The sequence below is a fragment of the Rhodococcus sp. Leaf233 genome, from assembly GCF_001426165.1.
Classification (GTDB): Bacteria; Actinomycetota; Actinomycetes; order Mycobacteriales; family Mycobacteriaceae; genus Rhodococcoides; species Rhodococcoides fascians.
On record NZ_LMRO01000001.1, the window covers coordinates 1,075,120 to 1,097,722 of the forward strand.

A 22,603-nucleotide genomic window follows, 5' to 3' on the forward strand; every position below is an offset into this window, starting at 1 on the left:
CCCTCTACGCCAAGATTCGCTGCAGGAACTGTCGGGTGCGGGGCTCGGTCGGGTTCGCGAGAACCTGCTCGGGTGTCCCGCGTTCGACGACGACGCCGTTCTCGAGGAACAACACCTGATCGGCCACCTGCTGGGCGAAGCGGATCTCGTGGGTGACGATCACCATCGTCCATCCTTCGGCGGCAAGGCCTTTGATGACGCCCAGTACTTCGCCGACCAGTTCGGGGTCGAGTGCGGAGGTCGGCTCGTCGAACAGCATCAGTTTGGGGCGCAAGGCGAGGGCCCGGGCGATTCCGACGCGTTGCTGTTGGCCACCGGAAAGCTGGAACGGGTACTGATCGGACTTGGCGTCGAGACCGATCTGGTCGAGGATCGCGTGTGCGTCGCGAGTGGCGTCGTCCTTGGACCGCTTCTGGACGATCACCGGTCCCTCGATGATGTTCTGCAGCACGGTCTTGTGGGGAAACAGATTGTGGCTCTGGAACACCATGCCGCTCTGCGCGCGGAAGTGGCGCAGTCGCGCGGCGTCCACGGGCTCGGCGAAGTCGACCGACACGTCGCCGATGCGGATCAGGCCGGCATCGGCTCGGTCGAGAGCATTGAGCGTTCGCAGCACTGTGGTCTTGCCGGAGCCGGACGGCCCGATGATGACGGTGACGGTGCCCGACGGCACGGTGAACGAGACGTCCTTCAGTACCTCGATCGGTCCGAACGATTTCTTCAGTGCGGATACTTCCAGCAGGTCTGTCATTTCGCCACGTACCTGTCGAGTCGGACTTCGAGTTTGCCTTGGAAGAACGAGAGAATTATGCAGATCACCCAGTAGTACAGGGCGGCAACGGAGTACAGCGTGAAGAAGTCGAACGTCGGAGCCGCCGCCAGCTGCGCGACGCGCAGCAGTTCGGTCACCAGGATGGTCGATGCCAGCGAGGTGTCCTTGACCAGCGAGATCAATGTGTTCGACAGCGGCGGCACGGCGGTACGCAGTGCCTGCGGAAGCACGATGCGCTGCAACGTGGTTCGGTATCCCATGCCGATCGTCTGCGCGGCCTCCCACTGGCCCTTGGGCACGCTCAGTATCGCAGCGCGAATGACTTCGGCTGCGTAGCCGCCGACATTGAGCGAGAACGCCACGACCGCCGCCGGAAACGGCGAGATCACGATGCCGAACTGCGGCAGGCCGTAGAAGATGATGAACAGCTGCAGCAGTAGGGGAGTGCCGCGAATGATCGAGACGTAGAACCGGGCCACTGCGGCGAGGGGCTTGATCGACGAGATCCGGGCGAGTGCCACGGCCAGCGCGATGACCAGTCCCACAACGAAACTGACGGCGGTCAGCGGGATCGTCATGGTGACCGTCGCCTTCAGCATCGGCCACAGGTTGTCGAGTACCAACTGCATCTTCGACGTCGCAGTGGTTCCTGCGTCCTCGCTCACCGGTGCCGCGGTGTCGGCGGTCGGTGCCGCGACGTCGCTGCCGAAGTACTTCTTCGAGATCTCGGCGATGGTGCCGTTGTCACGGAGGGTGTCGATGGCCGCGTCGACCTCCTCCATCAGGCCGCTGTTCTTGCGGGCCACGAAGGACTGCAGCGTCGTGTCGCCCGTGTTTCCGGAGACCCGCACTCCCGTGTCGCCGGTCTGCTGCAGGTATTCGGCGATGGCGAGCGAGTCGTTGACGGTGGCGTCCACCCGGCCGTCCTTGACGAGCGCGACCGCTTGGACGAATCCCTCGACCGCCTCGACGTTCGCGCCCGCGTCGGCAGCGACCTCGGCCCAGTTGCTCGTCGACGATTGGGCGGTGGTCTTGCCGGCCAGATCGGCCGTCGAGGTGATCGTGGTGTTGTTCGCGGCGGTGAGAATCTGGCCTTCGGACACCGTGTAGGGCTTGGACAGGTCGTAGGTCGACTGCCGGGCGGGGGTGATCGACACCTGGTTCGCGATCAGGTCGAAGCGTTGCGATTGCAGCCCGGCGAAGATCGAGTCGAAGGGGGTTTGCACGAAGTCGACGCGGACGCCCAGTTCGTCGCCGACCGCGTTGATGACGTCGATGTCGTAGCCGGTGAGTTGGCCGTCCCCGCCCTGATAACTGAACGGGCTGTACGTGCCCTCGGTGCCGACGACGAGTACACCGTCGTCGCGCACTCGGTCCAGGAGGGATTGCGACGACGAACTACACCCGGACAATCCGAGTATGCCGATCAGAATCGCGACCAGAACCAGAGTGGATCTGCGCACCATCTAGGCCTGCTTTCGCTGTAATGACGAGTGGAGAAAAACCTACCCGTCGATCTCCAGTTCCGCTGACACGACGACGGTGTTGTTCATCGGCAATGCGGCCGCTCCCAGCGCAGTCCGCGCATGCGCACCGACCTCGGGTCCGAAGATCGCCAACACCAGATCGGAGAACCCGTTGACGACGGTGGTGGTCTGAGTGAAGCCGTGATCGGCGTTGACCGAGCCGGTGACGGTCAGCCACGCGCTGATTCGATCGAGATCTCCGATGGCACGGGCGAGGCTGCCCAATACCGCGAGGGCGGTGTCACGCGCGGCGTCGGTGGCGGCGTCGAGGTCGACTTCGGACGGCACTGCACCGAACGGACCGGCGAGGGTTCCGTCCGGTGCGAGCGGCGAATGACCCGAGACGAAGACGCGGCTGCCGCGCACGCGAACCCAATCGAAGGAGAACTCGAATCCCGGTGGTGCGCTCGGTTCACCGGGCAGCTCGAAGCCGAGTTCGGCGATGCGACGTTCGATCTCCATGAACGAAAATCCTGTCAGACCGCAACGCCGTTGATGGTGCGAACCGTCCATCGGGTGCCGTCGTGTTCGAGTGTGGACACACCGGCGTTGAGTATGCGGGGTGAGTGTCGTCGACGGATGGCGTCGAAGATGGCTCGTATGACGCCACCGTGGGCCACGGCGATCACCGCGGAGTCGGGGTAGCGCGAGGCGATCTCGTCGACGGCTCGCACGCCCCGGACGATCAGATTCGATCGTGGCTCGAGGCCCGGGTATCGCCCGTCCGGCCAATGCGAGTACGCGTCCCAGTCGGTGAATCCCTCGGCGTCACCGAAGTGACGCTCGGCCAGATCCGGGAATTCGGCGGTTCGGTTCAGGCCCAGATGGGTCCCGATGATGTCGGCGGTTTCCGCGGCCCGGACCAGCGGCGAACTGACCAGGTGATCCCACGTACGGAACTCCAGTTCGTAGCCCGCCTCGCGGGCCTGAGCTCGTCCGGTGTCGTTGAGAGGGATGTCCGAAGAGCCCTGCAGGCGGCCGTGCAAATTCCAGTTCGTTTCACCGTGCCGAACCAGCGCCAGAAAAGTCATAGTGAGCGGAGAATATCCCAGAGTTACCAGGGAGTACGGTCGATACCGAGATAAGCGAACGAGCACGGAGGATTGTCGATGAATCTTGCCCTGACAGAAGAAGAGGCCGCGTTCCGCGACGAGATGCGGACGTTCTTCACCACGAAGATCCCCGCCGAGATTCGCGAGAAGAACGCGACGGGTCAGGAGTTGAGCAAGGACGAAGTGGTCACGACCATGCGAATCCTGAACGAGAACGGACTGGCAGTACCGCACTGGCCTGCGGAGTTCGGTGGCCGCGATTGGTCTGCGGTCCAGCGTCACATCTGGCTCGACGAAATGCAGCTGGCCTCGGTACCCGAGCCGCTGGCGTTCAACGCGTCGATGGTGGGCCCGGTCATTGCGACGTTCGGGTCGCAGGAGATCAAGGAGAAGTTCCTGCCGAAGACGGCGAACCTCGACATCTGGTGGTGTCAGGGGTTCTCCGAGCCCGAGGCCGGTTCGGATCTCGCCTCGCTGCGTACCACCGCCATTCGGGACGGTGACGACTACATCGTCAACGGCCAGAAGACGTGGACCACTCTCGGCCAGTACGCCGACTGGATCTTCGCGTTGGTACGCACCAACCCCGATGCACCGAAGAAGCAGGCCGGAATTTCGTTCCTGCTCATTGATCTGAACACCCCCGGCATCGAGATGCGTCCCATCAAGCTGGTCGACGGCAGCGTCGAGGTCAACGAGGTGTTCTTCGACAACGTCCGCGTCCCGGCCGAGAACCTCGTGGGCGAGGAGAACCAGGGCTGGAGCTACGCGAAGTTCCTGCTCGGCAACGAGCGCACCGGCGTCGCCCGCGCCGGACACACCAAAGTTCGACTGGGACAGGCGAAGAAGCACGCCGCGCAGACGAAGGTCGGCACCGGGACGCTGCTCGAGGATCCACTGTTCGCGGCCAAGCTGGCCGAGGTGGAGAACGAACTGCTCGCCCTCGAGCTCACCCAGTTGCGGATGGTCTCGAGCTCGGACGACGGCAAGCCGAACCCGGCATCGTCGATTCTGAAGCTGCGGGGTTCCGAATTGCAGCAAACCACAACAGAATTGCTGATGGACATCGCCGGGCCGGACTCCTTGCCCTACGAGGCAGGCGAGGACATCGAGAGCGACGGTTGGGCACAGCGGTCGGTACCGAACTACCTCAACTATCGCAAGGTCTCGATCTACGGCGGCTCGAACGAGGTTCAGCGCACCATCATCGCGTCGGCGATTCTCGGACTGTAAGGGAGCATCTGAAGACATGGATTTCGAACTCAACGAAGAGCAGAAACTGCTGCGCGACACCACCCGTGAGGTTCTTTCGCGCGCCTACGACACCGAGAAGCGCAACAAGATCGTGGCCGGTGAGCTGGGGTGGAGCACCGACGTCTGGAAGCAACTGGCCGAGGTCGGTCTGCTGGGTCTGACGTTCAGCGAGGACGACGGCGGGATGGACGCCGGTCCCGTGGAGATCATGGCGGTCATGACCGAGGTCGGACGACGGCTCGCGCCGGAGCCCATTCTCGACGCCGTTCTCGTGCCCGGCGGGCTCATCTCCGAGCTCGGCTCAGCCGATCAGCGCAAGCGACTTCTGCCACCCGTGGCCGAGGGCTCGTCGATGTTGGCGTTCGCGCACAACGAATCCGGCAGCCGCTGGCCGAACGTCGAGGTTGCCACCACGGCGACCGAGGACGGTGGATCGTGGTCGATCAGCGGCGTCAAGAACCCGGTTCCGCACGGCGGCAGCGCTGACGTCATCGTCGTCAGTGCCGTGCTTCCCGGCGGTGGAACCGGATTGTTCGTCGTCGACGGCGACGCGACCGGGCTGACCCGCAAGTCGTACGCCACCCACGACGGTCAGCGCGCCGCGCAGATCGAATTCTCCGACGTTGCTGCAGAACCGCTGGGTTCGGCCGAGAACGCAGCCGCGGCGATCACCGGTGCCGAGGTGCGCGCACAGGCCGCGCTGTGCGCCGAGGCAGTGGGAGCAATGGAGGAGGCGCTGCGGCTGACCACCGATTACCTCAAGCAGCGCAAGCAGTTCGGGGTTCCGCTGGCCAAGTTCCAGGCGCTCACCTTCCGCGCGGCGGACATGTACGTGCTGCTCGAGCTGGCCCGCAGCATGAGCCTGTACGCCACCATGTCGTTGGCGGACGGCAATGTCGACACGACCATCGCCTCGCGCGCCAAACTGCAGATCTCTCGTTCCGGTCGCAAGATCGGCCAGGAGGCAATTCAGTTGCACGGCGGAATCGGCGTCACGGCCGAATATCCCGTCGGGCACTACACCAGTCGGCTCGTGGCCATCGAGCACACTCTCGGTGGGGCCGACGAGCACCTGCGCATCCTGTCGGACAAGGTCGGCGATCACGACCTCATCGGAATCTGATCCGGTAGAAGAACACGGGCCCGGCCACCTCGTCCAGGTGGTCGGGCCCGTTGTCGTCTGTCGGACGCGTCAGCTACCCGAATCCGCCTGCACCACAAGGTCGGCCACAGCCGCGGGGTTCGAGACCAGGATGGCGTGCGAGCCCGGCACCTCGGTCACCCGGGCCCCGGCCCGCTGCGCCATGAACCGTTCGGCAGAGGTTGGGATGATCTGATCCTGCTGGGGGATCAGCGCCCACGACGGCGTATGCGCCCAGGACGGCGCACCGCTCGGTTCGAGCAAGGCACCGGCGGCGATGGTCTTCTGATGTGCCGCCATGCGGGCGGCCTGCTCCTCGGTGACGTCGGGGGCGAAGAACGGACGGAAGAGCGCGGGCGTGATGTACGAGTCGACGTTCTTGCCGATCAGGTTGGACGAATCGTCGACGATAGACAGCCCGATCACCGGTGGGACCAGAGCCGTCACGGGGAATCGGAACGGGTCGAGTTCGAGGGCGACGGGTTCGCCTTCGACCGGCATGAACGCCGCGACGTAGACCAGAGCCTCCACGTTGTCCGCGTGCACGTTGCTGATCACCGTGCCGCCGTAGGAATGGCCGACCAGCACCACGGGCCCGTCGATGTTCTCGACGACGTCGGTCACCGAGGCCGCATCGATCGCCGGGCCGCGCAGTGAGTTCTCGGCGGTGACGACGGGGTAGCCGCGGCCGCGTAGGTCGGCCGCGACACCGTCCCAGCTGGTGCTGTCGGCGAAGGCACCGTGCACGAGGACAACGGTCGGCAGGCCCTGCGCAGCGGCCGGAGCCACGCCGATCCCGAGCATCGTGCCCACGGTCAGTGCCGCGGCTGCGAGCAGGGAGGTCCACTTGGAAGACGTCATGTTCTCAACCTGCCACACGCCAGGAGTTTCCACGGTGTTCACCGTCCGGATTCGACCAGCTTTTTCTCAGTGAACGCTCGTATGCTTGGCTTGTGGCAGTGGCGTTCGCCCGACCGGGTGATCGTGAAACGGTAGGTCCGATCGTGAGCGAGAGTTCGATGAAGTCTCGGATGGCCGAGTACCCACGTCCCCATCACTGCTTGTTGCACATCAGCGACACGCATCTCGTCGACGGCGGCGGTCGCTTGTACGGCGGCGTGGACAGTGAGTTGCGGCTCGAACAGGTGATGACCGATGTTCGGAACTCGGGGGTGCGGCCCGATGCGTTGGTGTTCACCGGTGATCTGACGGACAAGGGCGAGGCGGGCGCCTACGAGAAGCTCCGCGCTCTGGTCGAGCCGGTGGCCGAGGAGCTCGGCGCGCAGATCGTCTGGGCGATGGGCAATCACGACGACCGCGCGACGTTCCGTCGGACCCTGCTCGACGCCGAACCGAGCGGGCAGTCCATCGATCGCGTGCACGACGTCGACGGGCTTCGCATCGTCACCCTGGATACGACCGTCCCCGGAAAGCATCACGGTGAGCTCGCCGACGAGCAATTGGCTTGGCTCGCAAACACTCTCGCAACCCCTGCCGAGTTCGGCACGATCCTGGCGATGCATCACCCGCCGGTACCGACCGTGCTCGATCTCGCAGTTCTGGTCGAGCTCATCGATCAGCCGCGCCTGGCGGACGTGCTGCGCGGCAGCGACGTGCGATCGATACTCGCTGGACATCTGCACTATTCGACGACAGCGACGTTCGCGGGCATTCCCGTCTCGGTCGCGTCGGCCACGTGCTACACCCAGGATCTCAATGTCCCCGCCGGCGGGTTGCGCGGTCGCGACGGAGCCCAGGGCTACAACCTGGTTCACCTCTACGACGACACCGTCGTCCATTCGGTGGTACCGACGGGCTCGTACGACACTGTGGGAGAGGCAGTGTCGGCAGAGGAGACCGCGCGTCGGCTCGACGCAGCGGGAGTGACCATTGCCGACAGCGCCCGTCGAAAGTTGTTCAGCGACGCCTAGTTCTGGGTGCGTTCCCAGGGGGCGACGATGGGGAAGTACTTGTCCAGGAACTGCGTCACGGTGCGCGTGCGCAGATCGAGGTCGACCTCCGGGAAGCTGCCGTCGTTGAGGCAGAAGAAGTCGACCGATCTTTTGGGCAGCAGCTTCTCCATCAACTCGAGACCCGCGACGGACGTGGTGTCGATGTACCGAACCTTCGCATCCTTCTGGACCACGGCGCGTCCGCTCATCAGCGCGTAGTAGTGGTACAGCGAATTCGTGACCGAGATGTTCGTACTCGCGCGGAATGCACTGGCAGCGGTGGAGGCGAACTCGTCGGGGAACTCGTTCTCCATTTCCTGCATCACGCTGCGGCGCAACGGCGTTGCCGCATGCTCGAGGTGCCGGGTGGTCGTCATCCCGAAGCGGTCCTGCAGGATCCGTCGGTTCACGCGTGCCGCGTTCTCGAAGCCGCTGCGGTCGGCGTCGCTGTAGCCCAATCCGATTCGCGTCGTCGCCTCGATGAACATGCTTATTCCGCCGGGGGAGAAGAACATCGACGGGCTGACGGGGCGACCGAAGAACATGTCGTCGTTCGAGTACAGGAAGTGCTCGGACAACCCGGGGATGTGGTGCAGCTGGCATTCGACGGCCTGCGAATTGTGCGTCGGCAGTACGGAGGTGTCGACGAAGAACGCCTCGCTCGGCACGAACGTCACCTTGGGATGGTCGGCGAGCCACGCCGGCCTCGGGGAGTCGGTGGCGACGAAGATGCGCCTGATCCACGGTGCGTACAGGTGAATCGACCGCAGTGCGTACTTCAGCTCGTCGATCTGCCGGTACCGGGCGGCCGAATCGTCGCCTTCGCCGACGACGTAGTTCGCCATCCGGCGGGCGCGTTGAGCCTGGAATTCCGCGGACGAACCGTCGACCCACGAGAACACGATGTCGATGTCGAAATTGATGTCCGACGCGTGGTCGGCGAACATGTTCTCGATGGTCGGCCAGGTTCGGCCGAAGCGCTCGACGGTGCCGCGGACGGCCTCGTCGGGCCGGATGTTGCGGCGAGTGAGCGAGTTCTCGATCGGCAGCACGATCTCGGACGGTGAGAACGACCACAGCTCGATCTGCACCGCGGTCGATGCGCCGTAGTAGAGCCCGCTGAACGGCTCGACACGTGGGCGGTAGAGCCGCACGATGCGCGCGTTCGACGACGGCGACAAGGTGCCATCGGCTACCAGTACCGCTTTTCCGCGGGCGTCGACGGTCTTGGAGTAGAAGGGCTCGGCGCGGCAGGCATGCACCAGGGCCGTGGTCAGTGCCTCGCGAGCGGCCAGTTCTATGGCGATGACGGGACGCTCGTCGTTGCCGCGCACCAGTAGGTACTTGATCCGCGCGGCGTCGAGCACGGCGCGCACGAACAGCAGATCTTCGACCATCGCCTGGTGCGGGGTGGTCGAGGTGATGGTCAGTGCGTAGCGGCCGTCGTGGCTGACGACGTCGGACCGTTCGCTCAAGCGCGCGGCGGCAGCGTCGGATTCTCGGGTGACGGCATCGTTGGTCTCGTGCTCCGGTGGAACGAGGTAGATATCGTGCGGGGCAGAAGACGAGGTGATGACGTTCCTTCCGGAGTGTTCGCGCTGGCCGAGGAACCCCGGTGCCGTCTCAGTCTAGTGCAGGTGCGGTGCCTTTCGGACGCGCTGCGGTAGAACCCTGCTCGCTGCGACCAGGCCCAGTGCGATACCGACGACGTCGGCGAGTGCGTCGGCGGCCGATCCGGAGCGACCGAGCGGCAGGATCGCCTGCAGGAACTCCGATACCACTGCGAACGCCGACACCCACAGTGCGGTCTTCACCCAGCCGATGCCGGCGAGTCGGGAGGTGTAGGCGAGAGCAGCGAACAGGATGCAATGAATGATCTTGTCGCTGTGCTGAAAGCTGGACGGCACCCCGGACGCGGGGGTGAAGAGAACGATCAGCGCGACGACGAACGTGACGGCCAGGGGAATTCGGTACGTCGACTGCGAGATCACTGCGAAGAGTTTACCGGCGCTGCAGCACCACCACTGTGTCGATTCGCTCGTCGCCGTCCGGCGTCGTCCGGGTGCGGTGTTCGGCGTGAATCACCTCGAACCCGTCGCCCGCCGCAGCGACGACCGGTTCCGGTGCGAACAGTCGGTGCTTGGCCGGGTGCTGCGAGGCGTGGCTGTCGCTGGGACTGTGACCGACGATCAGTAGACGGCCCTTCGGCGCGACCGCCGCGGCGAACCTGCGGGTGGTCAGTTCCAATTCGTCCGGCGGCACCTGCAAGAAGTGCACCGACACCAGATCGAACGCCGCGGCCGGGGGAGTCCAGTCCAGTACGTCTTCCTGACGCCAATCCACCGCGAGCGTCTGTGACCCGAGTGCCTGCTGTGCGGCGCGAGCGCGGCCGAGAGCCACATCGGAGATGTCGACGCCGGTCACGTTCCATCCTTCGCCGGCCAGCCAGAGTGAGTCGGCACCTTCACCGCAGCCGATGTCCAGGGCGCGGCCCGGAATCAGCTCGGACGCTTCCTGTACCAACACGGCGTTGGGATTTCCGCTCCAGATGGCGGTGCGTTGGTTGTAGAGGTTGTCCCAGAACGATTCGTCGAAGGCACCGTTCTCGAAATCCGGTTCCGGGTGGGTCGGGTCGGCTGGATGAGTGTTCGCAGGTGTGTGGTCGGCCATGGTTCGAGACTGCCCGCTGTCGTCCCCGAGCGCAAACGAATTTGCTCATTCGGCAAAAATTGGCCTTGGGTAAAGTAGTCCGTCATGACCGAACCGGAACGCGAAGTACTGACGTGGGAGACCTTCGGAGACGCCTCGCGCGACCTGACGAAGAAGATCGTGGGCGACGGGTTCGTTCCGGACATCGTCATCGCGATCGCCCGCGGCGGACTCATCCCTGCCGGTGCCATCTCCTACGCCATGGGCGTCAAGGCTGCCGGCACCCTCAACGTCGAGTTCTACTCCGATATCGAAGAGACTTTGCCCGATCCTGTTGTGCTCGAACCACTTCTGGATACCGACGCGATCGTCGGCAAGAAGCTGCTCGTGGTCGACGACGTCGCCGATTCCGGCCGCACCCTGGCGCTGGTGATCGATCTACTGAAGGCGCACACGGCCGACGTGCGGTCGGCCGTGATCTACACCAAGCCCAGAACCATTGTGCAGCCGGACTACTCGTGGCGAGAGACCGACAAGTGGATCAATTTCCCATGGTCCACGTTGCCGGTCATCACCTGAGTTATTCGGTGGAGACGTCGATCAGCACTTTGCCGACGGTTCCGTTCTCCACGGCGTCGTGAGCAGCCGCGGTCTCGCTCAGCGGGAAGCGGTGCAGAGGGAGTCCGGTGGCTTCGCCCACCTCCAGCACACCTGCTGCCGCCGCTGCGCTGACGTCCGCCTCGGCGTTGCGCAGAGCCTCGTCGCCCACGGTGTAGAGCAGCACGAACTGGTAGCGAGTGTTGAGCACCATGTTCGGCCGGACGTCGAGGGTGATGGTGTCGCCGCCGTTGTTGGCGTAGACGGCTACGGATGCTCGGTTCGCTCCCACGGCCGCGTTGAGTGCGGCGTTCTGTGCGGGAGCGACCTCGACCACCAGATCGATTCCGCCGGGCACCAATTCGCGGATGTCAGCGGCGGCGTCTCCGGTCTTGTAGTTCACCACGTGGTGCGCGCCGGCAGCGGTGGCCAGTGCGCCCTTCTCCGGTCCGCTGACGGTCGTCACCACGGTCGCGCCTGCCCAGCGGGCCAATTGGATCGCGGCATGGCCGACGGCACCGGCGCCACCGGCGACGAGAACCGACTTGCCCTCCAACGCCCCGGGATGCAAGCGAGACGGGCCGTCCTCCGACACCGTCAATGCGCGGTGTGCCGTCATCGCGGGTACGCCGAGGCTCGCGCCGACGTCGAAGCTGACGCCGTCGGGCAGAGCCACCACACGGGACGCGGGAAGGTTGGTGAACTTCTGCGCCGTTCCGGTCGGGCGCTGATGCTGGGCCAGGTACACCCAGACGCGATCTCCTACGGCCAGCCCCTCGACATCAGGGCCCACGGCGTCGATCACTCCGGCACCGTCCTGGTTCGGAACCACCTCGTCGAACGCCAGCTTCTCGCCCGGTCCGGAACCGGTCCTGTTCTTCCAGTCCGTCGGATTGACGCCCGAGACCACGACGCGCACGCGCACTTCGCCTGCGGCCGGCTCGGTCACCTCGCGATCTTTCGGTTCGAGGACGGACGAATCGCCGGTGCGGGTGTACACAATTGCTGGAGAAGTCATACCGGGTTCAACGCGCCTGGAGGGCGCCGATGTTCCCTTCGCGGCAATCGGGGTATGCATGACTGGCTATCAGTGCTCGACGAAAGAGGCGTACTCGATGAACCACAACGACCTGCTGACCGACGCATTCGGTCGAATAAAGGAACTCGTTCACTCGGTGTTGGACGACCTCCCCGCTGCCGCGTTGACCTATCGGCCCGACGCCGATGCCAACAGCATCGCGTGGTTGCTGTGGCACCTGACGCGTGTGCAGGACGACCACATCGCGGGTGTGGCCGGGAGCGAACAGGTCTGGACGTCGGACTCGTGGTTCGAGCGTTTCGGATTGCCGTTCGACAAGTCCGACATCGGGTACGGCCAATCGTCCTCCGACGTGGCTCAGGTCACCTCGAGCGCCGAGTTGTTGCGCGAATACCACGACGCCGTGCACTCGAAAACCGTTGCGTACCTGAGCGGTATCTCGACCGACGATCTGGACCGAATCGTCGACGAGAACTGGGATCCGCCGGTCACGTTGGGTGCGCGCCTGGTGTCCGTGGTCTCCGACGACCTTCAGCATGCCGGGCAGGCGTCGTACGTTCTCGGCCTGTACACCCGGCAGGCCTAGCCGTCAGGCGTAACGCTTCTGCAGGTTCTCCAGCGTCTTTCGGATGTTGCGACGCTGGAACTGCGGGAACGTCTTGCCGCTGGTGACGATCTTGTCGAACACGAGCGCCAGGGCATCGGGCCATTTCGTTCTGTCGTCGGTCCAGGTTTCGGTGACCTTTGTGCCGCCCGCGACCGGCTCGAAGTCGTATCGCCAGGTTGCGTTCGCGCCCTTGATCTTCGGAGCGCTCTTGCCAATGGCGTGGACGCGGAACTCGAAGGTCTTGCCCGGGTCGGCTGCGGTCACGGTGCAGCGAGTGATCCACTTCGCCCTGCCGCGCTTGTTGGTTCCGTCGAATACCATTCCCACGTAGGCGCTCTCGCGAGGATCGTGCACGGTGGCACCGGTATTTTCGGGACTCCACCGGCCCATCTTGGTGGGGTCGCTGATCGCAGCGTAGAGGGTGTCGGCGTCGGCGTTGACTACGACGCTGTCGGACACCGTGAACTCGCGGCTCATGAGGATGCGCCGTTCTTCAGGCCTGGATGAATACGAGTGAGCATGGGCACCAACAATGTTCGCGGAGTGATCTGGGCGAAGATCGATCCGATGCGGTTGGCGGGCCCGGGAATCGACACCATCCGTCCCTTGGTCATGTCGTCGACGGCGGTCTTGGCCACCGTTTCTGCCGACACCCACATGATCGATGGCAGTGCCTTCTCGGCGTCGTCTTTCGCGAAGCCCGCGGCCTCGCCGAAACCGGTTTGCACCGGTCCCGGGCACAGCGCGGTGGCGGTCACGCCGGTTCCGCGCAGTTCTCCGGTCAGAGACTGGGTGTAGGAGAGAACGAACGCCTTGCATGCGCCGTATCCGGCCTGGCCGGGAAGCGGCTGGAACGCGGCGGTGGAGGCCACGTTCAGCAGAGCGCCGCGTCGTCGCTCGGTCATGCCGGGGAGGAATCGAGTGCAGAGATCGGCGACGGCAACCACGTCGACCTCGATCATGTTCATCTCTGCTTCGGGGTCGGATTCGACGACCGGGCCGAGCGTCGACAGCCCGGCGTTGTTCACCAGGATGTCCGGTATCAGTCCGAGTTCGGTGATGCGCCCGAGCAATTCGGCGCGGGCGGCGCGATGGGACAGGTCTGCTGCGAGCACCTCGGCGCGAACTCCCCGCGAGCGGAGCTCGTCCGCAAGCTCGTCGAGCTTGTCGGCGCGGCGGGCGACGAGGGTGACTCCGTGACCTCGGGAGGCGAGTTCGCGAGCGATGGCGGCACCGATTCCGGAAGACGCTCCGGTCACGACGGCAGTCCGGTCGGGTGCGGGGCGAGGAAGGCTCATGCCCCCACCGTAGCGAACGCCCGCTGTGCAGCGCATTTGAATCCGGATGAGAGGTTAGCCTAGGGTTACTTTAAAGTCCCTTTGCTTGTCGAAAGGTAATCATGTTCTCTGTTTCACCGACCGGTCGACGGACTGCGCGCCGCGCAACCCTGCTGTCCGCGCTCACGGTGTCGGCCCTTGTGGTCGGTGCGTGTTCGAGTACCGATACCGCTGAGGAACCACAGGCGGGCAGCGACTTCGCGGCCGTCACCATCGATTCGGCGCTGGGTCAGGCCGTCATCACCGAGAAGCCGGAGCGCATCGTGACGCTCGGCCAGGGCTCGGCCGAAACGGCGATCGCGTTGGGTACCGTCCCGGTGGGCGTCGAGGAGTATTCCTGGGGTGCCGACGACACCGGCTACCTCCCGTGGGTGCACGACGCGGTCACCGAATTGGGTGCCGAGCTTCCTCAGCAGTTCACGGGCGGAACCGAATTGAACATCGAGGCCGTCGCGGCTCTCGAACCGGATCTGATTCTGGCACCGTGGTCCGGCGTCACGCAGGATCAGTTCGACAAGCTCAGTGCCTTCGCCCCGGTGGTCGCCTACGAGGAGAAGCCGTGGACCACGACGTGGCAGGACCAGATCACCGTCATCGGCAAGGCCATGGGCGAGGAGCAGAAGGCGGCCGAGGAGATCGACAAGATCGAAAACCGCTTCGCCGACGCCGCGGCCCAGCACCCCGAGTATTCGGACGTGAGCTTTTCGTATATCTACAACACCGGTCCCGGGACACTCGGAGTGTTCCTCGCCGACGAGCAGCGCGTCGCGATGGTGCGCGGTCTCGGGCTGCAGGTCGATCCGGTGGTGAACACGCTCGACGAGACCGAGGGCACCGACTCGTCGGTGATCGGCTTGGAGAACGCGAATCTGTTGAACGACTCCGATCTGATCTTCACCTTCTACTCAGATCCGCAGAACCGCACCGACACCGAGAATCAGCCTGCGTACAAGCAGATTCCGGCCGTGTCCCGTGGGTCGGTCGTTGCGCCGACGGATCAGTCCTTCGTCACCGGGTCGTCGATCATCAACCCGCTGACAGTGCCGTGGGCACTCGAGCGCTACGTGCCGATGATCGACGAGGCGGTCGCGAAGCTAGACGCGAAGTAGGTCACCGGTCGCTCGATCGGAGCGGAGACGAACAGGATCGGCTTCACGCAGGTCGTGTTACATGCGCAGGAAGCACGCAGTGTCTGATCGAAACGCCGAGCTCGACAATCTCTTCCGGCCCCGCACCGTGTTCTCGGTGCGGGGCTGGTGTGCGTTCGAGAGGTCAGGCGATGTGGGGGCCGGCTCGGGCGTGGGATTGTCTCGGTTGTCGGTAGGGGTCGACGGTGGACGGGGGTACGAACCACGGGTGCTGATCGCTGCCGATGAACACGTCCCAGTCACTGTGGTGGATGAGTCGGTGGTGGAATCCGCACAGGAGGACGAGGTTGTTCATGTCGGTGGGGCCGCCGTCGGCCCAGTGCCAGATGTGGTGGCCTTCGGTCCAGGCTGCGGGTTTGCCGCAGCCGGGGAACGCGCACCCGTGATCGCGGGCGGTGAGGGCGCGTTTCTGTTTCGCGGTGACGGTGCGGGCGGTGCGGGCGAGGTTGAGTGGGTTGCCGTTCTCGTCCATGACGATGGCGGTGAGAAGACAGTCGCAGGCGAGTTGGCGGGAGGTGTTGCGCGAGAGTGGTCCCATCCAGGGCAGCCACCCGACCGACGTGCCGTCACCGAACAAGTCGCGATACGCGCCGCGATCCGGGCTCGGTCCGGCAGCGCTGTCGGTCTCGAGTTCATTCGCCGCGTCCGACTCGGTCGGGTCGGATCGTATTGGGTCGGAGTGGATCGGGTTGCCGGCGTCGATGTCCACCGGGTCGGCTGGATCGGCGTTGTCGGATTCTGCTGCAGCGCGGGTGGTTTCGTCGTCGGTGATGTCGTCGCTGTTCTGACCGCTCAGGCTGTGGAGGTCCTGCAACCGGATGTGCAGGTTGATGTGTGGCTTCTCACCGCCCTCGGTGGGGCGATCCTTGGTAGCGAGGTAGTGGTCGAGGATCTGCCCGAATGCGTCGGCGCGTCGCCTCGCAGGACTGCGTTCGTCGGGGGTGCCGTCGGCTGCGGGCCGAGGTTCGGTCAGCGGTGAGAGTGCGGTGAAGAGCTTTTCCGCGGTGACGGCATCGAAGTCGGCCTTGAGGCACAGGCGTTGGTTGAGCATCTTCGATGCGAACAGTTCGTTGCGGTCGGTGTCCTCAGGGGGCGGCTTGTCGCTGCCGTAGGTGTCTTCGAGTTTGGTGATCGCTTCACGGATCTTGTCGGTGCGTGCCCCAGGCCCGGTGGCGGCGGTGATCATCGCGGTGCGGGCGATATCGCGACCCTCTTGCGGGAGGTTCTTCGGTGGTGTTTCGGCGAAGGTGAGGATCAGGGCGGCGTGGTCGACGGTCATGACGCCGGTGTTCACGGCGTCGGCGATGTCGGGGAAGTTCTTCAGTCCGCGGGCGAGGGCCACGATCTTGGTGGCTTTGCTCGGGGTGAGGAGGGTGGTCGAAGTCAGCCACCCTGCGGGTCCGGGGAAGCCGAGCTTCTCCCGGCTGACGCGGGTGTCGATGTCGGCGACGAGGGCGATGCGCCGTGCTTCGAGCAGTTGGATCTTGTGGGAGACATCAGCAGCGTCGGCGAGGAGTTCGCTTTCGCTCAGTTGCCAGATCTCCGTGGTCATGGAGATAAGTGTATCGAACGGGTGTTCGATGCGCAATGATGGTGCAATCGAAAACTATTGCTGTGCATAAGGATTCGATAATCCGAACCTGTCGGTGGCGCATGGTAAAGGCTCGATCTCTCCGGCGACCGCACAAGACCGCGATACTTCGACGAGAAGTACACCCGAGCATCGGTGCATGTGGACCGGACCCATCGACCCCGAACGTTGCCCGAGTACCGAGCCGGGGTGAGACGTCAAATTCTGCGGCGGTGTGATCTCGCGATGACGATTCGGTGCAGAGCGCAATGCCCCCAAGAGTCCGCTCGGTATCGCCGACGGCGACGCCCGAACCTGCGCTCGAGCGATCTGCCAATTCTGCTGCTCTACTCAGTTGTTCGGGGATCCTCTGTGCGCGGCGGACTGAATGCACTGTCGGCTGCGACAGGTGGAACACGCTCGGTCCTCGTGGCAGCGTCTCAGCCGGCGTGGTGGGCGTCGCGCAGTCGGTGCCCACGACGCCGCGCGAGGCAGGGCTGATCTCACTGCCGCCGAGCCTCCTCCCGAGTCGATACTCGCGATAGTCGAGGGCGCGTCAGTACACCTCGCGTTGACGTTCCTGTTCCAGCACCTGCTCGAGGTCGTTCAATCGGTTCATCGACGACACCTGTCGCACGGTGCGGTGGTTCAGTGCCAGCATCTCGCGGTGTCGGTGGACGAAGGCCCAGTAGCCGGCGGTGAAGGGGCAGGCGTCGTCACCCAGCCTCTTTTTCGGATTGAATTCGCATGTGCCGCAGTAGTCGGTCATGCGGTTCAGGTACGCCCCACCCGAGGCGTAGGGCTTGGTGGCGATCAGTCCACCGTCCGCGTGCTGGCTCATGCCGATGACGTTCACCGGCATCACCCAGGCGAATCCGTCGACGAAAGCCGTGGCGAACCACTCGGTCAACGCTCGTGGGTCCCAGGCATGTTGCAGCGCAAAGTTTCCCAGGATCATCAGCCGCGGAATGTGGTGCACCCAGCCGCGGTCGCGTACGCCGTCGACGGTACTGGAGAGGCACTTCGCGACCACCGCATCGCCGTCCAACTCGAGAAGCCAATCCGGTAGTGGCTCATGGGCTTCGAGTTTGTTCCGTTCGAGGTACTCCGGCCCCATATGCCAGTAGAGGTGCCACACGTATTCGCGCCAGCCGAGGATCTGCCGAACGAAACCCTCCACGCTCGCCAGCGGGGTGCCGTCGCGATGGGCGTCCTCGGCGGCGTGCGCCACGTCCAACGGTTGCAGCAGACCGAGGTTGAGCGGGACCGACAACAGCGAGTGCGACATCGTCCAGTCGTCGGCCATCACCGCGTCCTCGTATTTGCCGAAGTCGTCCAAGCGGTAATTGACGAAGTGCGACAACGCTTCCGACGCCTCGGAAGCAGTCACCGCAAACACGCGAGGCCCGTCCACACCGACGGTGTCCAGCTCCCACGAATCGAGATCGGCACGCACCTCGTCGTCGATGGCATCCTCGGTCGGCCACCACGGTTCTTCCACGCCCAGGGTCAGCCGACCCTTCGGGGGTGGCGACTGATTCTCGGCGTCGAGGTTCCATTTGCCAGAGACCGGGTCGGCACCGTCCATCAGCACATCGAATCTTTTGCGCTGCTCGCGGTAGAACGTCTCCATGCGAAAGGTTCCGCGCTCGGCCGCCCAGTCGGCGAACTCGGCCCGGGGGAGCGCGAACATCGGCGTCGGCAGAATTTCCGAGACCAGACCCTCCTCGTGCAAGGCAGCGACGAACTTCTCCGCCGCATGCGAGGTGGGCTCGAACACCACCACGGGCTTGCCGTACTCGGCCAGGGCTTCGCGATACGTCTCGGTCTGCAGGTAGGTGACGCGATCACCCAGCTCGTCGGCCAGATGACGCATCCCGGACAACACCAAATGGAGCTTCTGTCGGTGGTATCGCCGGCGTCGAAACACGCGCCGGGACTCGATCATCAGCACGTCCCGCTCGGCATGCTCGTCCACGGAGTGGAAGTGCGGGCCGAGCTGATCACCGAACAACCACAGAGCGTCCATTCTCGGAGTGTTCTCCCGCAGCGACGACGGCAAACCAGCGTCCGCAGCATGGCCGGCCGGTGAACACTGTGGCCGACCCAGGCGCGCCTTACTTGACCACCGACGATCCATCGCATGGACTGACCCGATGCCCGCTGATTCTGCGCTGTCCAGAAGAACGTTTCTTCGCTCGTCGTCGGTGGCCGTTGCCGTGGCCGGAGTCGTCACGACACTGCCCGCGGTCGCCCACGCCCAGGGCAGCGACCGAGGCTTTCTGCACGGGGTGGCATCGGGAGATCCGTTGCCCGACGCGATCATTCTGTGGACCCGCATCACCCCCACGCCCGACGCCACCCCGGGCTCCGGCGTCGGCCCGCAGGTATCGGTCACCTGGCGCATCGCCCGGAACGTAGACATGAGTGGCGTCGTCGCCTCCGGAACCGTCTCCACCGGCCCCGATACCGATCACACCGTGAAAGTCGACGTCGACGGCCTCAGCGCAGACACCACGTACTTCTACGATTTCCGCACGAACGACGCGGCGTCGGCCGTCGGGACCACGCACACCGCCCCGGCCAACGATGCCGACATCGATGCGATGCGTTTCGGCGTCGTCTCGTGCTCCAACTGGGAATCGGGCTACTTCGGTGCCTATCGCCACCTGGCAGCCAGGGGAGACCTCGACGCCATCGTCCATCTCGGCGACTACATCTACGAGTACGAGACGGGCGGCTTTCCGGGGCGCGACGGCGTCGTCCGGCAGCATTCGCCCACCCACGAGATCGTCACCCTTGCCGACTACCGCCAGCGGCACGGTCAGTACAAGTCCGACCCGGATCTGCAAGCAGCGCACGTCGACGTTCCGTGGATCTGCACGTGGGACGACCACGAGTCGGCCAACGACGCGTACGACGGCGGCGCCGAGAACCACACGCCGGCCACCGAGGGCGATTGGTACACGCGCAAGGCCAATTCGGAGAAGGCCTACTACGAGTGGATGCCGGTCCGGGCAGCAGGCACTGCCACCAACCGTCACCTGTACCGCAGGCTGCGGTTCGGCAACTTGCTCGAACTCTCGATGCTGGATCTGCGCACCTACCGCTCGCAGCAGGTGTTGCCGTTCAACGGCCCCGAGGTCGATTCACCGAACCGCACCATCACCGGTGCCGAGCAGATGCAGTGGCTCACCGACGGCATCGTGTCGTCGCCGACGCAGTGGAAGATCGTCGGCAACCCGGTGATGATCACGCCCACTCTGATCCCACCGCTCGATCGAGACGCAGCCAAGGCCGTCACCTCGCTCCTCGGAATCCCGGAGGGCGGCTTGCCCTACAACGCAGATCCCTGGGACGGATACACGGCCGACCGCCGCAAGCTGCTCGGTGCGATCGTCGATGCAGGCGTGGACAACACCGTCTTCATCACCGGCGACATCCACTCCGCTTGGGCCTGCGAGGTACCCCTCGACGCAGCGCACTATGCAACGACGGAACCGGCTGCCACCGAGCTCGTCGTCACCTCGGTGAGCTCGGCCAACATCGACGATCTGACGCACACTCCGCCGCACACGCTGGGCCGGGTCGCCGAGGAAGCGTTCAAGGCGCTCAACCAGCACGTGAAGTTCGTCGATCTCGACAGTCACGGTTTCGGCGTCTTCGAGGTCACCAAGACGGCGGCTCGGATGGACCACTGGTTCCTCACCGCCAAGGAGGATCCGCGGACCGGCGTGTACTGGGGAGCGGGCTACACCGTCGACTCCGGCACCCAGCGGCTTCGGGCGGCGGCACCGCCACTGGGCTGACCCGCCATACTGGACGGCGTGGCTGTACCGAAAATCGTCCTGTTCTACGTGTTCACTCCGCTGCCAGATCCCGAGGCGATCCGGCTGTGGCAGCAGACGCTGGCCGCGTCCAACAACCTGACCGGACGCATCCTCATCTCCGAACACGGCATCAACGCGACGGTGGGCGGCGACGTCGACGACGTCAAGAGGTACGTCCGCGGCACCCGCAGCTATCCGGCCTTCAAGTCGGCCGACATCAAGTGGTCCGACGGCCTCGGCAACGACTTTCCGCGATTGAGCGTGCGAGTGCGCGACGAGATCGTCACGTTCGGAGCCCCAGGGGAACTGAAGGTCGACGCCAATGGCGTGGTCGGCGGTGGCGCTCATCTGAGCCCGCAGCAGGTGCACGAGCTCGTCGATTCCCGCGGTGACGACGTGGTTTTCTTCGACGGCCGCAACGCGTTCGAGGCGCAGATCGGCAAGTTCAAGAACGCGGTGGTGCCCGACGTCGAGACAACGAAGGACTTCGTGTCCCAGCTCGATTCCGGTGCCTACGACCATCTGAAGAAGTCGCCGGTGGTCACGTACTGCACCGGGGGAGTGCGGTGTGAGGTCTTGTCCTCGTTGATGGTGGCTCGCGGGTTCGAGGAGGTCTATCAGCTCGACGGCGGAATCGTCCGGTACGCAGAGACTTTCGGCGACGACGCGCTCTGGGAGGGCTCGCTCTTCGTCTTCGACAAGCGGATGGCACAGAACTTCTCCGACCACACCGCCGTCATCGGTCGCTGCAGTGCCTGCGGCAACCCGACGTCGCGGTACCAGGACTTCGACGGTGATGCCGGCCGTGGGCTTCGGTTGATCTGTCTCGACTGCGCCTGAGTGATGCTGCCTTTTCGAGACGGTCTCGCGCCTCTGAGACTGCTTCTACCGCATGGTGATCCGTCCGCCACCATCGTCGAATATCTCGAACGTGAGATGCCCGACGACGATTGGCGTCGGGCAATCGGCGACGCCGAACTGGTGGACGAGAAGAGTCGGCCCATAACTTTCGACACTCGCTACCGCGCCGGTAGCCAGGTGTACTTCTATCGTGTTCCGGCGCACGAGGTTCCGGTGCCGTTCGAGATCGGCATCCTGCACGAGGACGAAGATCTGCTGGTGGTCGACAAGCCACATTTCCTCGCCACCATCCCGCGTGGTCGGCACGTCACCGAAACCGCGACCGTGCGGCTGCGCAAGCAGTTCGACTGCCCCGACCTCACGCCCGCGCATCGACTCGATCGCGCCACCGCTGGAGTGCTGCTCTTCACCAAGACCAAGCATGCCCGACGGCCGTATCAGGAACTCTTCTCCTCACGCAACGTCACCAAGGAATACGAGGCCGTCGCAGGATTCGATGCAGCACTGCGGTTTCCGCGCGTCGTGCAGAGCCGAATCCTCAAGGAACACGGGGTCATGACGGCGTACGAGGAGCCGGGGGAGCCGAACAGTGAGACCCGCATCGAGCTCATCGACACTCTCGGCGACCTCGCCCGCTATCGGCTCTTTCCCAAGACGGGTAAGACCCATCAGCTGCGAATCCATCTGTCGTCGTTGGGGATTCCCATCGTCAACGATCCGTACTATCCGGTGTACACATCGACTCCCGCCGACGACTTCACTCGGCCGTTGCAGCTCCTGGCCCGGGCACTGGACTTCATCGACCCGCTCACCGGCGAACAGCGGCGATTCGCCAGCGCCCGAGAACTCCAGCTCTGACGCCCAGGAATCGTTCGTTCGGACGATGGTGACAATTCGGGCGCGAGGTTAGCGTGTCGAGCAGATATGTCCGATGGAAGAACAGAGGAGAACTGCGTGAAGCGTCGTATTGCTGTTGTGTTGGGAGCTGCCGTCATCGCCATAGCGTCGCCAGCGGTTGCCGTGGCCGATACCGGAAGCGCGAGCACCGGTAGCGCGAACGGAGTGTCGAGCTTGTTCTCGGATCTGTCCCGGTTGTGGGAGGCCTGCTCGGTGACCATCTTCACCGGACAGTGCACCGGAATCGTCGCAACGGACGTGACCTACTGGTAGCGCACGCCCTGCACTGAACCCCCAACCGACAAACCCCCTGAACCATCAAACGCGCGCGCGTTCGCCGGACGCTCGCGGAATAGGTAACCATTCCGCTC

The 22,603-nt window shown here is 64.5% G+C and carries 23 protein-coding genes; 10 read left to right on the forward strand and 13 right to left on the reverse strand.

The annotated features are described in order from the left end of the window. Positions 1 to 4: 4 nt before the first annotated feature. From ASH04_RS05260 to ASH04_RS05280, 4 genes are read right to left on the reverse strand one after another with little or no spacing between them, the layout of a single operon-like run. Positions 5 to 751 (reverse strand): amino acid ABC transporter ATP-binding protein, encoded by a 747-nt coding sequence (locus ASH04_RS05260; RefSeq protein WP_032371654.1) that lies wholly within the window; start codon positions 749 to 751, stop codon positions 5 to 7. Then, positions 748 to 2,238, reverse strand: a complete 1,491-nt coding sequence (locus tag ASH04_RS26045) for an ABC transporter permease subunit (RefSeq protein ID WP_072692235.1) — start codon at positions 2,236 to 2,238, stop codon at positions 748 to 750. Before ASH04_RS26045 ends, ASH04_RS05260 begins: the two co-directional genes overlap by 4 nt. Positions 2,239 to 2,277: 39 nt before the next feature. After that, entirely contained in the window at positions 2,278 to 2,760 is a 483-nt protein-coding gene (locus tag ASH04_RS05275; protein ID WP_027497993.1) for a RidA family protein, read from the reverse strand. Positions 2,761 to 2,774: 14 nt separating this feature from the next. Further along, the gene (locus tag ASH04_RS05280) at positions 2,775 to 3,329 is read right to left on the reverse strand and encodes a histidine phosphatase family protein (RefSeq protein WP_027497992.1); all 555 of its coding nucleotides are present in this window, start codon (positions 3,327 to 3,329) and stop codon (positions 2,775 to 2,777) included. Positions 3,330 to 3,407: 78 nt separating this feature from the next. Here ASH04_RS05280 and ASH04_RS05285 point away from each other — a divergent pair, with 78 nt between their 5' ends. Both ASH04_RS05285 and ASH04_RS05290 read left to right on the forward strand, forming a co-directional pair. Further along, the gene (locus ASH04_RS05285) at positions 3,408 to 4,583 is read left to right on the forward strand and encodes an acyl-CoA dehydrogenase family protein (protein WP_027497991.1); all 1,176 of its coding nucleotides are present in this window, start codon (positions 3,408 to 3,410) and stop codon (positions 4,581 to 4,583) included. A 16-nt stretch (positions 4,584 to 4,599) separates the two neighbouring features. Further along, entirely contained in the window at positions 4,600 to 5,727 is a 1,128-nt protein-coding gene (locus ASH04_RS05290; protein WP_032375479.1) for an acyl-CoA dehydrogenase family protein, read from the forward strand. 69 nt (positions 5,728 to 5,796) lie between these two features. On the opposite strand, the gene ASH04_RS05295 is transcribed toward ASH04_RS05290, so the two are convergent. Beyond that, on the reverse strand, positions 5,797 to 6,606 hold the full coding sequence (locus ASH04_RS05295) for an alpha/beta hydrolase (RefSeq protein WP_057472953.1): 810 nt from the start codon (positions 6,604 to 6,606) through the stop codon (positions 5,797 to 5,799). A gap of 158 nt (positions 6,607 to 6,764) precedes the next feature. On the opposite strand from ASH04_RS05295, the gene ASH04_RS05300 reads away from it, so the two are divergent. Beyond that, on the forward strand, positions 6,765 to 7,676 hold the full coding sequence (locus ASH04_RS05300; protein ID WP_032371934.1) for a phosphodiesterase: 912 nt from the start codon (positions 6,765 to 6,767) through the stop codon (positions 7,674 to 7,676). Here the strand turns inward: ASH04_RS05300 and ASH04_RS05305 are convergent. From ASH04_RS05305 to ASH04_RS05315, 3 genes are all read right to left on the reverse strand, one after another. After that, positions 7,673 to 9,172, reverse strand: coding sequence for a stealth family protein (locus ASH04_RS05305; protein ID WP_027497987.1), 1,500 nt, complete (start codon positions 9,170 to 9,172; stop codon positions 7,673 to 7,675). The genes ASH04_RS05300 and ASH04_RS05305 overlap by 4 nt on opposite strands. A gap of 153 nt (positions 9,173 to 9,325) precedes the next feature. Continuing rightward, positions 9,326 to 9,688: a VanZ family protein gene (locus ASH04_RS05310; RefSeq protein ID WP_032401297.1), complete on the reverse strand. Its 363-nt coding sequence runs from the start codon at positions 9,686 to 9,688 to the stop codon at positions 9,326 to 9,328. Between the two features lie 10 nt (positions 9,689 to 9,698). After that, positions 9,699 to 10,367: a class I SAM-dependent methyltransferase gene (locus tag ASH04_RS05315; protein WP_082519158.1), complete on the reverse strand. Its 669-nt coding sequence runs from the start codon at positions 10,365 to 10,367 to the stop codon at positions 9,699 to 9,701. An 84-nt stretch (positions 10,368 to 10,451) separates the two neighbouring features. On the opposite strand from ASH04_RS05315, the gene ASH04_RS05320 reads away from it, so the two are divergent. Further along, positions 10,452 to 10,925 (forward strand): phosphoribosyltransferase, encoded by a 474-nt coding sequence (locus ASH04_RS05320; protein ID WP_027497985.1) that lies wholly within the window; start codon positions 10,452 to 10,454, stop codon positions 10,923 to 10,925. Position 10,926: 1 nt separating this feature from the next. On the opposite strand, the gene ASH04_RS05325 is transcribed toward ASH04_RS05320, so the two are convergent. Beyond that, a complete protein-coding gene (locus ASH04_RS05325; RefSeq protein WP_057472871.1) occupies positions 10,927 to 11,961 on the reverse strand; it encodes an NADPH:quinone reductase in 1,035 nt (344 codons plus the stop codon). A 97-nt stretch (positions 11,962 to 12,058) separates the two neighbouring features. Here ASH04_RS05325 and ASH04_RS05330 point away from each other — a divergent pair, with 97 nt between their 5' ends. Then, positions 12,059 to 12,568: a mycothiol transferase gene (locus ASH04_RS05330; protein ID WP_057472872.1), complete on the forward strand. Its 510-nt coding sequence runs from the start codon at positions 12,059 to 12,061 to the stop codon at positions 12,566 to 12,568. A gap of 3 nt (positions 12,569 to 12,571) precedes the next feature. Here ASH04_RS05330 and ASH04_RS05335 read toward each other — a convergent pair whose 3' ends face one another. Both ASH04_RS05335 and ASH04_RS05340 read right to left on the reverse strand, forming a co-directional pair. Further along, positions 12,572 to 13,066 (reverse strand): SRPBCC family protein, encoded by a 495-nt coding sequence (locus ASH04_RS05335; RefSeq protein WP_027497982.1) that lies wholly within the window; start codon positions 13,064 to 13,066, stop codon positions 12,572 to 12,574. Further along, on the reverse strand, positions 13,063 to 13,887 hold the full coding sequence (locus tag ASH04_RS05340) for an SDR family NAD(P)-dependent oxidoreductase (RefSeq protein WP_032371649.1): 825 nt from the start codon (positions 13,885 to 13,887) through the stop codon (positions 13,063 to 13,065). Before ASH04_RS05340 ends, ASH04_RS05335 begins: the two co-directional genes overlap by 4 nt. Positions 13,888 to 13,988: 101 nt before the next feature. Here ASH04_RS05340 and ASH04_RS05345 point away from each other — a divergent pair, with 101 nt between their 5' ends. After that, a complete protein-coding gene (locus ASH04_RS05345; RefSeq protein WP_032371648.1) occupies positions 13,989 to 15,035 on the forward strand; it encodes an iron-siderophore ABC transporter substrate-binding protein in 1,047 nt (348 codons plus the stop codon). Positions 15,036 to 15,198: 163 nt separating this feature from the next. On the opposite strand, the gene ASH04_RS05350 is transcribed toward ASH04_RS05345, so the two are convergent. After that, the gene (locus ASH04_RS05350; protein WP_057472873.1) at positions 15,199 to 16,626 is read right to left on the reverse strand and encodes an HNH endonuclease signature motif containing protein; all 1,428 of its coding nucleotides are present in this window, start codon (positions 16,624 to 16,626) and stop codon (positions 15,199 to 15,201) included. A gap of 574 nt (positions 16,627 to 17,200) precedes the next feature. Beyond that, positions 17,201 to 18,673, reverse strand: coding sequence for a cryptochrome/photolyase family protein (locus ASH04_RS05355; RefSeq protein WP_057472874.1), 1,473 nt, complete (start codon positions 18,671 to 18,673; stop codon positions 17,201 to 17,203). Positions 18,674 to 18,800: 127 nt separating this feature from the next. Here ASH04_RS05355 and ASH04_RS05360 point away from each other — a divergent pair, with 127 nt between their 5' ends. The 4 genes from ASH04_RS05360 (at position 18,801) to ASH04_RS05375 (ending at position 22,505) form a co-directional block, all read left to right on the forward strand. Continuing rightward, positions 18,801 to 20,453 (forward strand): alkaline phosphatase D family protein, encoded by a 1,653-nt coding sequence (locus tag ASH04_RS05360; protein ID WP_057472875.1) that lies wholly within the window; start codon positions 18,801 to 18,803, stop codon positions 20,451 to 20,453. Between the two features lie 18 nt (positions 20,454 to 20,471). Then, on the forward strand, positions 20,472 to 21,314 hold the full coding sequence (trhO, locus tag ASH04_RS05365; RefSeq protein ID WP_057472876.1) for an oxygen-dependent tRNA uridine(34) hydroxylase TrhO: 843 nt from the start codon (positions 20,472 to 20,474) through the stop codon (positions 21,312 to 21,314). A gap of 3 nt (positions 21,315 to 21,317) precedes the next feature. Further along, a complete protein-coding gene (locus ASH04_RS05370; RefSeq protein ID WP_057472954.1) occupies positions 21,318 to 22,193 on the forward strand; it encodes a pseudouridine synthase in 876 nt (291 codons plus the stop codon). Between the two features lie 96 nt (positions 22,194 to 22,289). Next, positions 22,290 to 22,505, forward strand: a complete 216-nt coding sequence (locus ASH04_RS05375) for a hypothetical protein (RefSeq protein ID WP_032383864.1) — start codon at positions 22,290 to 22,292, stop codon at positions 22,503 to 22,505. Positions 22,506 to 22,603 lie beyond the last annotated feature (98 nt).